The sequence below is a fragment of the Streptococcus mitis genome, assembly GCF_002096755.1.
Classification (GTDB): domain Bacteria; phylum Bacillota; class Bacilli; order Lactobacillales; family Streptococcaceae; genus Streptococcus; species Streptococcus mitis_AC.
This window is the reverse complement of sequence record NZ_NCVF01000026.1, coordinates 387763-400267: the sequence shown is the minus strand read 5'-3', so window position 1 is coordinate 400267 and position 12505 is coordinate 387763. Positions and strand designations below refer to the sequence as shown.

Sequence of the window (12505 nt, the reverse complement as noted above, 5' to 3'; positions counted from 1 at the left end):
AAGATGACAATTCGTTTTGAAGAAAATGTGAGCTCAGAAAATGCTCAACTCGTATGCCAATGGTCTAACTCCCTTGGCAAATCCTTTCAAGAACAATGGATGGGAACAATGATTCTTTTTCCCTTGACAATTCAAGTTTTGCAAGATTTGGAAGGAATCTTTTCAATATTTGAAGGACAAGAGTTTGTGGGGCTTATCCAGAAAATCAGGCTAGAAGACAGTAATCTTCATATCGGGAGATTTTTTATTAACCCCCAGAAACAGGGGCAAGGCTTAGGTAGTCAGGCTTTAAGGAAATTTGTTACTTTAGCCTTTAAAAATGGAGACATAGACAGCATCTCTCTAAATGTCTTTGAAGAGAATCAAGCAGCTCAGAATCTTTACCAAAAAGAAGGATTTGAAATCGTTCAAATAGTTAAAGAACCTGTACGAAAATACATCATGAAAAAGGGGAGATAGAAAGCAAAAAGCCTTGGTTCCCAAAGCTTTTTAATGTTATAAACTCATTAAAATAATCCCCGGTTAGATTTGGAATATTTTTTATTCTGTGTCATATAAAAATAAATAAAATGAATGGCTATAGCTAGAGCTAAAATGGTTGTTATACTCACTACTATTATAGGATTAGAAGCAAAGATTAAAGAGAGAATCAAGGCAGCCAGATAGAGTGTCGCTTGGACACAGTAGTAACTTTTCGAATAGCGAAGATAGTGTTTGTTATAGGGCCCATTTACTAGGACAGCAGCTTGAAAGAGGCCAAATCCGATATAAGAGAAGCTGGTTGCAAAGAGACGATTAGCTTCAGGATTCTGAAGAAAACTCATCGAAACGGTCATCATAAGAAGTCCAATGAAAATAGGATAGTGACTGTAAATTAGAAATAGTCTCTTTTGATTAGATTTTTCATCAATAGCATGGTCGAATTGACCAAAATAAAACAAGAACAGAGAAATCATAATAATGAAATAAAGAACCGAATAAATCGAGAAATTCTCGATTGTAAAGAAGTTAGCTAGCTCCGTAATCATCTCTCCAAACATAATAATGACAAGAAGGGAGATGCGCTCGATTAAATGGGGGAGATTTACCTGGTAATGCTTATCTTTATTAAGCAAGATACTTGGCATAATAAATGTTAGCAGAATACTAGCAAATAAGATATAGACTCTAAGGTAAATAGGAAGAAGAGCTGCTAGATAGAATCCTAAACTTCCTAGACCTGTTATCCATAGAAAACCTTTGATACTTTCCCGATTAGCATCATCGGTTGATTTTCTAAAAAATTCAACCAAATATTGAAAAAAATAAGGTAAGGGTTAATGTACCAATAGCCCAACAGAGATAATGAAAATATTGTTGCCAATCAGGTCCAATCATATTGGCTATAAAGAGTAAAATTCCCATTTTGATAAACATGATTACTATGTTAAATAAAGAGTTCTTTCCATAGCGATTGGTATAATCGGTTTGAATCATCCAGGAATCGATGAGAAACAAAGTAGCAATGAAAAAATCAAGGAAAGAATTCCAAGTCAAAATACCGTTATGAAGATGGTCAATTAAAGTAGTTACTTTTGAAATTGCAAAAACAAAAACTAGGTCATAAAAAAGTTCTGAAAATTCTACACGTTTATGTTTAATAAGAGTTGTCATCTTAAGACCTTTCTATTTTAGAAGTACAATTTATTATAACAGAAAATGGTAATAAAAAAAAGGAGATGCTTAAATAACTTCATGTGACGCGAATGAACTGCGCCACAAAAGTTAGGTTTTTTCTGTCTAACTTTTGGGGTGCAGTTCAGAAGGGGTGTTTTTTCTATCGTTTTTTAGTGCTAAGACTACACAAAAAAGCCTTGATTCCAAGGCTTTTTCCTGTTGATTTAGATGCCCCCTACAGGGATTTGGAAAGGACTTTCATATTGAGAGCAATTAAAAATATTGAAATATAAGTGATTTTAGGTATTTTCAATGTCATGATTTAAAAATGGGACAAAAGTGGGGCAAAAACCATACAGATTCTAAACTGTATGGTTCTTTTTTTATCTAACCAAGAAAGGTTAAAACTTATTAAAACAAATGCAATCAACTGTTGAAAACTTTTTAGTCCGTGTAATATAAAAACAAGTAAAAAGTTGAACTATAGGGAATATTGTGTCATAATAGGTAATAGATGAATAATTAATAGATTGGAAATAATGCTTTCTTACCTTAACAAGTTGAATTGGTTATACATTTTTTCGTCGCAATTGTGTCTATCTCTCGAGTTTAGCTAGTTTTTATAAGCTCTGGTTTCTAATCAATATAACAAATTTTAGAAGTGCATAAGACAAGATGGTGACATTACTACAGTCATTTCTAGTCACCATATGTTGCTGGCACAGGCTGTTTGTAGTGTTGGCTATTTACTAGTCAGTTTAATCGGAGTGTTTAATTTTTATTGTTGAAAGGTTTTTATATGGCGAAAATTCTATCTTTAGGTCTGACAGGTAAGAAATTACTTGCTCAGGGGTTCTTGTTTGTTCTGCTAGGTCTCATCTTGATGGTCACGGGGACTTGGTTGCCAGTAAAGGTTATTCGACTGGTTCTGTTTTTAGCTTGGATAGCAACGGTCTTAGATTTAGTATTACGTATTTTCAAAAAAAGTCAGTCAACGGACACCTTGGGAGTTGCACTGGTTAAATTGTTAGTGCTGGGATATTTGCTTGGCTCCAATCTTGCGACGGATGTGCCGATTTATATTTTGGCTCTTGTGATTGGAGTTTATCAGATTTTTCATGCTAGTATTAACCTTGTCACCTATGTTCTCTACCGCAAAAACAAAATTCGACCTCGTTTTCGTCTCTTACTAGATGGACTCGTACTAGTTTTTCTTGGTGGGACTAGTCTTTTGTCCTCTACAGGAAATTCTGTCTTTCAACTCTTTGTATTAGGGGCTTATTTTTTCCTTTATGGTGTGTCCAATATCCGTGATGGTTTCTTGTTTGAGGGGGAAATTGGGAAAAACCATCTCAAACGTCGTATTAGAATTAGCTTACCTATTGTCCTAGCCGCTCTCATCCCTGCAAGAACTTTAGCAAAAGTTAACAAATTTATGCTGGAAAATGCTGATGAGGAAGAAGATATCCATCTTGGAATGGTGAAGTCTGGTAAGACAGCGGAGCTTGAAATTTTTGTTCATACAGCTGAGACCTCTCTGTTTTCAGCTATTGGTCATGTGGATATCTGCTATCAAGGCCGTGTTATTTCTTATGGCAACTATGATCCGTCTTCTGAGACCTTATTTGGCATGGTAGGAGATGGTGTCTTATATTTCTGTGATCGTGACAAGTACATTGACCTATGTAAACGTGAGAGTCAAAAAACGCTTTTTGGTTATGGGATAGATTTGACGCCTGAAATGGAAAAAGCAGTTCAGAAAAAGTTGGCTGAATTGAAACAACTGACGATTCCATGGGAGCCAAGTGCAGATAAAATCATGACAGGTGATGGTAAGGAAGACTACACCTACGCTTATAAAATCAGACATGAGACAGATGGGGAACTTTATAAATTTATCAAATCTAAGTTTAAATCCTACTTTGTCTTATCTACAAACTGTGTGCTCTTGGCTGATACCATAGTCGGTCAGGCTGGCACCGATATCCTCTCACCCAAAGGATTTATCGCTCCAGGAACTTACCAAGCCTACCTTAATCGAGAGTTTGAAAAACCAAATAGTATAGTCGTATCTAAACATGTTTATTAAGGAGAATTTATGAACTTAGTAAAAAAATACACCCCGTTAATACTTTTTATAGGGCTGGTTGCTCTTGTAATTCTGAATGCATCGAGCTTTATATCAGGAGCAATCTCTCTCTTTGATGTAATATCAACCTTGATTTATGGTGCTGTTATTGCTTTTGTTCTTAATGTTCCTATGAAAAAAATTGAACAGTACTTAGTTAAATTGAAGGTAAAGGCAGAGTTGCGTCGTCCGATTGCCATGGTACTTGTTTTCCTAGCTCTTATCTTAATCGTGATTGCTCTTTTGGTTTTGGTGCTGCCAACCCTAGCCCAGACTATTAGTCAGCTGGGAACAGTCCTTTCAACAGTCCTTACTCAACTTGGGAAATTGCTAGGCAGCTCGGAATTTGTAACCAAAGACATGTTGTCAACTATCGTATCAGGCATACAGGGACAATCTAGTTCTATTAGCCAAGCTTTGATAGGTTTTTTATCAGGTCTGACTAGTAATATCGGCAATATTTTTTCAAGTTTGATGAATGCCTTTTTGATTATAGTCTTCACCTTTTTATTTTTATCCAGTAAGGAACATTTGGCAGCGATGACGAGTCGACTTCTAAAAGTTTTTCTTCCAGAGAAGGTGGTGATAAAGTTGACTTACATTGGACAAGTAGCACTAGAGACTTATGACCAATTTTTGATGAGTCAGCTGATTGAAGCAGTTATCATAGGAGTTATGATAGCGGTTGGTTACAGCGTGTTTGGGATACCCTATGGAGTAATGACAGGTATCTTTGCAGGAGTGCTATCGTTCATTCCTTATGTAGGGCCTATGATTGCTTGTGTTGTGGGAGCGATTTTTATCTTCACAGTGAGTCCTACTCAAGCCTTACTTTCTCTTCTTCTATATCAAGTTATACAGCTGATTGAAGGAAACCTTATTTATCCTAGAGTTGTAGGTCAATCTATTGGTTTGCCAGCTATTTTCACGCTTGCGGCTGCTAGTATTGGAGGCAATCTCTTTGGCTTACTTGGGATGATATTCTTTACACCGATATTTGCTGTTATCTATCGATTGGTTAAGGAATTTGTCGTTGCAAAGGAAAATCAGCTAGATTAAGAAAAACTAAATTTAATAAGATATACTGAGAAGAGAGTGAGAGATTCTCTTCTCTTTTATTTTTAAATACTTTTCTACAAAAAGCTATTAGACGTTAAAAAAAGCCTTGGTTTCAAGGCTTATTTCTGTTGATTTAGATGTGCCCCCTGCAGGGCTCGAACCTGCGCCCCATAGCTTAAGAGTCTACTGCTCTACCAACTGAGCTAAGGAGGCAACAGAAAAAGCTGAGAATGTAACTTCCCAGCTATTTTAATATGCCCAAAATGGCAGCTAGATTATTTACGAAAGGCATCAAGGATATAGGTGAAACCAACAATTAAAAATGCAAAGGCAACGACATAAACGACAAAGACACTTGTAGCTACTGGATTGAACAAAATCACTAGACCTAGTAAAAATGCAAGCAACGCTATCCACATGATACGGTTGCCAATAATAGGGAAAATCAATCCCAGACGATTGCCTTTAAAGAAAACTATAATGGCTTCTACAATTAACCAAATTCCTAAAATAGTTGGAATGACAACTGGCAGCGTCACAAAGCCATAGGCAACGAGGTAAAGAGCTAAGAGAAGATTAACAATCCCTTGGAAAAGATGAGCTGGTGAGCGAAGCTCTTTTGGTACAGAGAAATAGCCTAAAATAGCTGCTATAGAAGAAACCAGTAAACCAAATGCAATCCACCAGCTGTAAACAACAAGATTAGCTACTGGGTTTGTAAATAGGAAAAGTCCTAAAAGGACAAAAACAACTCCTGCAAGGAATAGCAGTAAACGATTAGAAAATTTCATTTCAATACCCCCTATATAGTATAGTATAGTTTGATAATAAAAATATTATACACCTTTTTAGAGGAAATGTCAATAAACAAAATGGAAAATTTGGAAGTTTCAGTCTGATTTATGAAAAGAAAATCAGTTTTTATTATTTTGAAAATAAAAAGAGAAGATAAAATTTGTCTTCTCTACATGAAAATATTGTATGGCATCAAAGCAAAAGTAACTGGCTTTACACTATTTGTAAAGATGTAATTTGATTCAAAAAGAAAAGATAGATTTAAAATGTGGGACAAATGATGGGGTAAATCAGTTATAGACAAGCAAAAAAGCCTTGGTTATCAAGGCTTTTCCTGTTGTATTTAGATGCCCCCTACAGGGATCGAACCTGTGACCCACGGATTAAGAGTCCGCTGCTCTGCCAGCTGAGCTAAGGAGGCAAAGAAAAAAGCTGTATTGGTGCCGAAACTTCACGGTTTGTATTGAACCCGCGCAATTAAGCAGGTGGGCAACTCGCTCTAACTGAAGCTGTTTCCGTGTGAGACGGCCTACATGCTGTTAGAAGACTTTTGTTTCCCTAATAATACAAAAAATAGTCGGTCAACACTTAAGTGTGAAGTCGTACACCACAGCGTTTCTATGTTTATATGATACCACTTTTTCAAAAAAAATCAAGAGGAAAGTGCAATTTTTTGAAAAGGATTTCAGATTTTTCGCAAACGGTCGATAGCTTCCTTTCTTTGAGCCAAAGCCCGTTCATATTTACCAGTATCTTCTGCTTGGAAATAGTGATGATTGCGGATTTTTTCTGGCAGATAGTCTTGCTTGACCCAATTTCCAGGATAGTTGTGTGGATAGAGATAGTCTTGGGCATTCCCTAGTTCCTTGCTTCCGCTGTAGTGTCCATCACGCAGGTGTCGCGGAATAGGCAAGTGCCCTGATGTTTTGAGGTCGGCAAGTGCCTTATCCATAGCTACATAGGCTGAGTTGGATTTTGGAGAAAGGGCCAAATCAATGACGACATTGGCAATGAGAATGCGGGCTTCTGGGAAACCAATCCTTTGTGCAGCACCCAGAGCAGTCACGGTGTGAATCTGGGCTTCAGGATTGGCCAAACCGATATCTTCATAAGCGATAACAGTCAAACGACGAGCGAGACTTGGCAAATCACCAGCCTCAATCAAGCGGGCAGCATAGTGAAGACTGGCATCAACATCTGAGCCACGGATAGACTTTTGCAGGGCTGAGAGAACATCATAGTGGCCATCTCCATCCTTATCCATAGTAATGTAGCTTCTCTGAAGACTATTTTCCATGATGTCTAGAGTAATATGGCGAATGCCCTCATCATTCTCAGGGGTAGAAAGAACAGCCAAGTCCAGTGAGTTGAAGGCAGAACGCAGGTCTCCGTTTGTAGAGGTAGCAATAAAATCCAGCGCATCTTCATCTAGTTCTACTGGAAAATCAAAACCACGCTCAGGGTTACTTAGAGCTATCTGCAGGGCCTCCTTGACGTCTTGGTTAGACAGAGGTTCCAACTCAAAAATTTGAACACGGCTACGAATGGCAGGAGTGACAGAGAAGAAAGGATTTTCAGTCGTAGCGCCAATCATGATGACCAGACCACTTTCCAAGAGAGGTAAGAGGAAGTCTTGCTTGGTTTTATCTAGTCTATGAATCTCGTCTAGCAATAGAACGAGACCACCAGAGAATTTAGCCTCTTCCGCAATTTCTTGCAGTCGCTTTTTACTATCAACTGTCGCATTAAAGGTCCGAAAGGCATACTTGGTCGTTCCAGCGATGGCCGAGGCAATACTGGTCTTGCCGATTCCCGGAGGTCCGTAGAGAATCATGGAGGATAGGCGATTGGCTTCCACCATGCGACGGATGATTTTTCCAGGTCCGACCAGATGCTCCTGACCGATGACCTGGTCTATGGTTTTAGGGCGCATGCGAAGCGCGAGATTGTCTGGCATAGCAGTCCTTTCTAACGTGGATTTTAGTGTCATATTTTTTGAGTAGAATGACTCATCTAATATATCTTACTATGTCCATTCTAGCCTATTAGTTGTGATATTTCAATGGTTTTGTAATATTCAGGGTGTGAGATAGAATCTTTTTGACTATTTAATTTAATGAGGAGAGGCATCAGCATGAGATAATGGATTTCCCTTAAAACTCAAAATAGGATAGTTGAGCCTAAAGAAGTGGAAGTGCTGACTTGAGAAATAATATTGCTAAATGTTATTGCATGAACTATAATGAAAAGAGAGGTGATAAGTAGTGGAAATAATGGAATTACCAAGTTAGGAAGTTTTCTTGGTAAAGTACATAGTAGATATAAATTTAGATAGCAATATTTGAAAAGGAGAAAATGGAACTAGATGAATACTTCAAATTCAAAGCTACTTGAAAATAAGTCATTTATGGAACTTGACGGACTAGTTGGTTTACCAAATGGAGTGAAATCAGCACCTATGAAATACAATCTTGGAAAAATTAACAAATATTTAAACGAAACAGGAAAAGAATTTAAAGAACTGACTGTTCTGGAACTAAAACAATTTGAGAGAGTTAAATAAAGATGGGACTAGATAAAAGGTTTGTGGAGAAAGCCTTTGCCAGTGGCAAAGATAGAGTGAATAGAGCGATTTTTGTAAAACCTGAAGAGCTTATTGAACTATCTGATGAAGATTTAAGTTATTTTGGGGAAGGTATTTTTTATTGCTTACCTCGTAGCAAATTTGTAGAAAGTCATAAAGATGAGATTAGAGAGAAATACAATCTTTCTAACGAATTACCAAAGATAAATGGCATCTATTTAGGGATTTTTTTAAAAATGAGGTCATGGGATAGAATTAGAAAAACCAAACCAAGCTTAAAAGAAATTATAAACATGGTTGAAAAGTGAAATAGTAGCTATATATTTTATATTATTGGAATTCCCTTTTGCGTAAGCTTCTTTGGCTTCTGCAAGTGTCATTTCATTAGGGCCGCCATCTATATTAGTTTCTCCTGTATTTTGCCACTGACAGACGTCAAGATGTCATACACTGCTGTAACAGTCCCACATACTGGACAATGGACATATTTGCTACCGTTAATAATGATTAAATTCTCTTTTCCAGTCTTATTCATTTAAGGTTACTCCCAACACTATACAAATATATTAGCTATTTCAATACACTACTTTTTCAATATCATTGATTGTAATTGTTATGGTATCCCAGTCTTTCGGGGAATCTCCTATGTCAGCAATAAAAGTATCTTCACTTAACTTTTCGACAATTGTCGCCGTTTGACCGTTTTTTAACAACACTGTATCAAATTCTAGAATTTTTACGATTTTTCTCCTTGCGTAAGCTTCTTTGGCTTCTGCGAGAGTCATCTTGTTAGGGCCACCGTCAATATTTATAATACCCGTATTTTGCCAACGACAGACGTCACAGATATCATAGTCCATAACTTCAGTTCCGCAAACAGGGCAATGTAGCCATAAATATCCATCAATTACCCAAGTCTTTTGTGATTCATTTATGTCGTTTTTCCTTTTATAAGCCATTTTTGCTTCAGCAAGCGTTATTTTATTAGGACCGCCATCGATATTAAATGCTCCCGTATTTTGCCAATGACAAACATCGCAAATATCATAAGTTTCTACTAAAGTTCCACATACAGGGCAATGCACATGCTCCCAACCATCAATGAAAATTAAATTTTCTTTTTTAGTTTTATTCATGATAAACAACTCCTGTTATTTTGTAATACCGTCTTGAGTTAACTCTATTGATGCGATTTCAGATTCATTAAATCCAACATATGGATATTTATCTGTTCTTATTTTAATTTCATCATAGAGTTCATCTTCTGTATCAAGTTTCCCTGTAAAGCTATTACAATGACTCTCTAAAATTTGACCGTCAACAAAAACAACCCTAATTTCTTTTCCTAAATATTGTTCTAAATTCATTACTGATTTCCTTTCCAATATTATACTTCAAATCAAGTGATATTACTAATGAATAAAGTATGGTAAATGATAAAACAGTTTATCTGACAATGCAAGTTTCTCGTCTGCTGAATGTATTGATTTAGTAGTTTTTGCTAGTCTTTTATAAAAATCGTAATATAATTTTGGGTGATAATCATTTTTTAATGAAGAGAGGAGAAGTAATGTTAAGATTGAATCGCGCCATTTCTAGTGGGTCGAGAAAAGCAGGAACTCTGATAGTTCTGTCTATCCGTTTATATAAGGCTTCCCTTAGAACCACATCTAGGGGATTTTATGTATAAGAGAATAATAAGTATCACTCCTTTACAATACGTGTAGCACGTGTTATAATGGTGTTGTCAGGAGGTAAAAGCGCTATGCCTATGACACAAAAAGAGATGGTTAAACTCCTTACGGCCCATGGTTGGATAAAGACTAGAGGCGGTAAAGGTTCCCATATTAAAATGGAGAAGCAAGGAGAAAGACCTATCACAATCCCTCATGGTGAGCTGAATAAGTACACTGAAAGAGGGATAAGAAAGCAAGCTGGGTTGTAAAATTCAGCCCCTGCTTTTTGATATGGAGGTAGTGAGATGTTAGTTACGTATCCAGCTTTATTTTATTATGACGATACAGACGGAGCAGAAGCGACTTATTTTGTCCATTTCCCGGATTTTGAATACTCAGCGACACAAGGAGAGGGGATTTCTGAGGCTCTGGCTATGGGTTCAGAGTGGTTAGGCATAACTGTTGCAGATTTGATAGAGAGTGATGAAGACTTGCCCCAGCCATCAGATATCAATAGCTTGTCTTTAATTGATAATGATCCTTTTAAAGATGATGAAGATTTCGTGTCAACCTATGACCTTGATAAATCTTTTATTTCTATGGTATCTGTTGATGTATCAGAGTATTTAGGAAGTCAGGAACCCATTAAAAAGACCTTGACCATACCAAGATGGGCAGATAAGTTGGGACGAGAAATGGGACTTAACTTTTCTCAGACTTTGACAGACGCTATTGCAGATAAGAAAATTCAAGCCTAAGATTAAGTGTGACATCGTGGGAATAGTCAATAAAAAAAGCACTCCTAATTGTGCTGGTTACTTGTCTATTGATCCTATAGATTTGCTAGCCCTTTCGAGGGCTTTTTGTGTTGAGTTTTTGGAAAAAATAAGGAAATCAACCGTTTAAGAAAATCACTAATACCAAGGGTTTAAATGAGGTAATATGGTATAATTAGGACATAAAATAATTTTGTGGTAAGATGGTAGTATCTATTTTAGCATATTTCCGAGCAATCGGGGCGATTTAAGAGTCGCATAGAAAGAGGACAAAATGGCAACATATGGATTTTTAGATGTTTTAGAGGAAGAGTTGGAGAAGAACTTTCCCTTTGACTTTGAGATTAGTTGGGACAAGCGTAACCACGCAGTTGAAGTGAGTTTTCTATTGGAAGCGCAAAACGCTACAGGTGTGGAGATGGTGGATGAGGACGGAGAGGTTTCGTCAGATGACATTCTCTTTGAAGAAGCAGTTCTTTTCTACAATCCTGCCAAATCAACCGTCAATGAGGAAGACTATTTGACTGTCATACCTTATCTTCCAAAAAAAGGATTTTCTCGTGAATTTTTAGCATATTTTGCTCTTTTCCTTAAAGATACTGCTGAGGTTGGGCTAGATGCCCTTATGGACTTTTTGGAAGACCCAGAAGCAGAAGAATTTGTCATGGAATGGAACCAAGAAGTCTTTGAAGAAGGAAAAGTAGGTTTGGAAGAGGGAGAGTTTTATCCTTATCCGAGATACTAGGAGTTGGTTGGAAATGTTATGAAGAAAATTGGGATTTATTTGGTTTATGTGCTAGCTGTTGTCTTTATTATGCTGGCTTTTGCTTGTGGAACAATCGCATTTGCAGAGTTGGGGTATTCCGCAGTTTTAGTCTTTACTTTTGGTTATTCCTTCGCTCTTCTAAGTATATATTTAATCTTTATTCTTCATGAGCTGGGACATGCTTTTTGTGGCTACTTGACAGGCTATCGGCTGGTGGCTTTTGGATTAGGACATTTTATTTTGACCAAAAAGTCAGGCAAGTTTCGTCTTAGTAGAACAGCCATTCTGAAAAATGTTGGTGCTCAATACATTGGTTTAAAAGAGGATGAAAGCGATCAAAGAATCATCCTGATGCTTTCAGGAGGCTTGATGGTTCATCTCAGCTTGATATTATTGGCGATAGTGTTTGGATTTTTGACAAGAAGCTGGTATTTTGCAGGGACTTGGATTTTTCTTAATTTGTCTTTCTTCCTAAATAACATTTTGCCAGTCGGCATCACCGATGGCGCAAAAATTTGGGAATTGCTACAATACCCTGAAAATACGAAATTCGCCTACTTGATGTTGAGGCATTCTGCCCAGACCTTGCTAGCTCCTCAAGAATATGATTTAAAAGACTTTATCATACCTGTTGATGAGGAGGCGAGAGGGAGTTTTGCAGAAAGTGTTCAGACTCTTCAGGGATTGGTATTCATATTGGATGATAATATAGAGCTTGCAAAGCAACAGTTTCAGTCTGTGTTAGAGAAAACAGACAATCCAATGTCTAAAACTATTTCTCAATTATACCTTCTTCAAATTGCTCTGATAGAAGGAGATAATAAGAAAGCGGAAGAATATGCAAGTATTCGAGGGGTCAAATCCTTTTTATCTATAAAAACAGCAGATATGCAGGTCATTCAATCTTGGTATCAATTTAAGGTAAGGAAAGATGTAGTTCAAACTCACAAGGCTATGAAGATTGCTAAGCAGAAAATGGATAGTAGTCGAATGTTGAGGGACGAGAAACGCTATTATGAAAACTGGTTAGCCGAGCTGGAAAAGGAATTAACCGAAGGAGTCTAA

At 37.1% G+C, this 12505-nt stretch carries 12 protein-coding genes, 2 tRNA genes and 4 pseudogenes; 9 read left to right on the top strand and 9 right to left on the bottom strand.

From position 1 onward, the window contains the following. Positions 1–3 precede the first annotated feature (3 nt). Entirely contained in the window at positions 4–459 is a 456-nt protein-coding gene (locus B7700_RS10650) for a GNAT family N-acetyltransferase (protein ID WP_025171415.1), read from the top strand. Positions 460–506: 47 nt separating this feature from the next. Here B7700_RS10650 and B7700_RS10645 read toward each other — a convergent pair. Further along, positions 507–1653 (bottom strand): annotated as a pseudogene (locus B7700_RS10645) (low temperature requirement protein A). A gap of 802 nt (positions 1654–2455) precedes the next feature. Between B7700_RS10645 and B7700_RS10635 the strand changes: the two are divergent. Next, entirely contained in the window at positions 2456–3745 is a 1290-nt protein-coding gene (locus B7700_RS10635) for a membrane protein (protein WP_020900385.1), read from the top strand. A gap of 9 nt (positions 3746–3754) precedes the next feature. Then, positions 3755–4843 (top strand): AI-2E family transporter, encoded by a 1089-nt coding sequence (locus tag B7700_RS10630; protein WP_004256071.1) that lies wholly within the window; start codon positions 3755–3757, stop codon positions 4841–4843. Positions 4844–4983: 140 nt separating this feature from the next. On the opposite strand, the gene B7700_RS10625 is transcribed toward B7700_RS10630, so the two are convergent. The 4 genes from B7700_RS10625 to B7700_RS10610 all read right to left on the bottom strand — a co-directional run bounded on the left by B7700_RS10625 (position 4984) and on the right by B7700_RS10610 (position 7595). Beyond that, positions 4984–5056 (bottom strand) — tRNA-Lys (locus B7700_RS10625). A gap of 62 nt (positions 5057–5118) precedes the next feature. Next, a complete protein-coding gene (locus B7700_RS10620) occupies positions 5119–5634 on the bottom strand; it encodes a DUF308 domain-containing protein (RefSeq protein ID WP_084888812.1) in 516 nt (171 codons plus the stop codon). Between the two features lie 352 nt (positions 5635–5986). Then, a tRNA-Lys gene (locus B7700_RS10615) sits at positions 5987–6059 on the bottom strand. Positions 6060–6323: 264 nt separating this feature from the next. Further along, on the bottom strand, positions 6324–7595 hold the full coding sequence (locus B7700_RS10610; protein ID WP_084888809.1) for a replication-associated recombination protein A: 1272 nt from the start codon (positions 7593–7595) through the stop codon (positions 6324–6326). A 408-nt stretch (positions 7596–8003) separates the two neighbouring features. Between B7700_RS10610 and B7700_RS10600 the strand changes: the two genes are divergently transcribed. Both B7700_RS10600 and B7700_RS10595 read left to right on the top strand, forming a co-directional pair. Further along, positions 8004–8201, top strand: a complete 198-nt coding sequence (locus B7700_RS10600; protein ID WP_084888807.1) for a hypothetical protein — start codon at positions 8004–8006, stop codon at positions 8199–8201. A gap of 2 nt (positions 8202–8203) precedes the next feature. Beyond that, complete coding sequence (locus tag B7700_RS10595; protein ID WP_084888805.1) at positions 8204–8530, top strand: hypothetical protein; 327 nt, start codon at positions 8204–8206, stop codon at positions 8528–8530. 33 nt (positions 8531–8563) lie between these two features. Here the strand turns inward: B7700_RS10595 and B7700_RS11390 are convergent. The 4 genes and pseudogenes from B7700_RS11390 to B7700_RS10580 all read right to left on the bottom strand — a co-directional run. Further along, positions 8564–8757 (bottom strand): annotated as a pseudogene (locus B7700_RS11390) (CPCC family cysteine-rich protein); the annotation flags it as partial. A gap of 214 nt (positions 8758–8971) precedes the next feature. Continuing rightward, positions 8972–9181, bottom strand: a pseudogene (locus B7700_RS11385) (CPCC family cysteine-rich protein); the annotation flags it as partial. Then, positions 9167–9358 (bottom strand): annotated as a pseudogene (locus B7700_RS11380) (CPCC family cysteine-rich protein); the annotation flags it as partial. The pseudogenes B7700_RS11385 and B7700_RS11380, both read right to left, overlap by 15 nt. A gap of 15 nt (positions 9359–9373) precedes the next feature. Beyond that, complete coding sequence (locus B7700_RS10580; RefSeq protein ID WP_084888801.1) at positions 9374–9589, bottom strand: hypothetical protein; 216 nt, start codon at positions 9587–9589, stop codon at positions 9374–9376. Between the two features lie 398 nt (positions 9590–9987). Here B7700_RS10580 and B7700_RS10575 point away from each other — a divergent pair, with 398 nt between their 5' ends. The 4 genes from B7700_RS10575 (at position 9988) to B7700_RS10560 (ending at position 12505) form a co-directional block, all read left to right on the top strand. Then, positions 9988–10167, top strand: a complete 180-nt coding sequence (locus B7700_RS10575) for a type II toxin-antitoxin system HicA family toxin (protein ID WP_001132287.1) — start codon at positions 9988–9990, stop codon at positions 10165–10167. A gap of 36 nt (positions 10168–10203) precedes the next feature. After that, entirely contained in the window at positions 10204–10656 is a 453-nt protein-coding gene (locus tag B7700_RS10570) for a type II toxin-antitoxin system HicB family antitoxin (protein ID WP_084888798.1), read from the top strand. Positions 10657–10948: 292 nt separating this feature from the next. After that, positions 10949–11419 (top strand): DUF3013 family protein, encoded by a 471-nt coding sequence (locus B7700_RS10565; RefSeq protein WP_045592523.1) that lies wholly within the window; start codon positions 10949–10951, stop codon positions 11417–11419. An 18-nt stretch (positions 11420–11437) separates the two neighbouring features. Then, a complete protein-coding gene (locus B7700_RS10560; protein ID WP_192855686.1) occupies positions 11438–12505 on the top strand; it encodes a M50 family metallopeptidase in 1068 nt (355 codons plus the stop codon).

Excerpts from the sequence above, each read along its gene's own strand:
- B7700_RS10635 (WP_020900385.1), top strand. The coding sequence starts at position 2,456 with ATGGCGAAAATTCTATCTTTAGGTCTGACAGGTAAGAAATTACTTGCT.
- B7700_RS10575 (WP_001132287.1), top strand. The coding sequence starts at position 9,988 with ATGCCTATGACACAAAAAGAGATGGTTAAACTCCTTACGGCCCATGGT.
- B7700_RS10630 (WP_004256071.1), top strand. The coding sequence starts at position 3,755 with ATGAACTTAGTAAAAAAATACACCCCGTTAATACTTTTTATAGGGCTG.
- B7700_RS10580 (WP_084888801.1), bottom strand. The coding sequence starts at position 9,589 with ATGAATTTAGAACAATATTTAGGAAAAGAAATTAGGGTTGTTTTTGTT.
- B7700_RS10560 (WP_192855686.1), top strand. The coding sequence starts at position 11,438 with ATGAAGAAAATTGGGATTTATTTGGTTTATGTGCTAGCTGTTGTCTTT.
- B7700_RS10600 (WP_084888807.1), top strand. The coding sequence starts at position 8,004 with ATGAATACTTCAAATTCAAAGCTACTTGAAAATAAGTCATTTATGGAA.
- B7700_RS10610 (WP_084888809.1), bottom strand. The coding sequence starts at position 7,595 with ATGCCAGACAATCTCGCGCTTCGCATGCGCCCTAAAACCATAGACCAG.
- B7700_RS10595 (WP_084888805.1), top strand. The coding sequence starts at position 8,204 with ATGGGACTAGATAAAAGGTTTGTGGAGAAAGCCTTTGCCAGTGGCAAA.
- B7700_RS10565 (WP_045592523.1), top strand. The coding sequence starts at position 10,949 with ATGGCAACATATGGATTTTTAGATGTTTTAGAGGAAGAGTTGGAGAAG.
- B7700_RS10650 (WP_025171415.1), top strand. The coding sequence starts at position 4 with ATGACAATTCGTTTTGAAGAAAATGTGAGCTCAGAAAATGCTCAACTC.
- B7700_RS10620 (WP_084888812.1), bottom strand. The coding sequence starts at position 5,634 with ATGAAATTTTCTAATCGTTTACTGCTATTCCTTGCAGGAGTTGTTTTT.
- B7700_RS10570 (WP_084888798.1), top strand. The coding sequence starts at position 10,204 with ATGTTAGTTACGTATCCAGCTTTATTTTATTATGACGATACAGACGGA.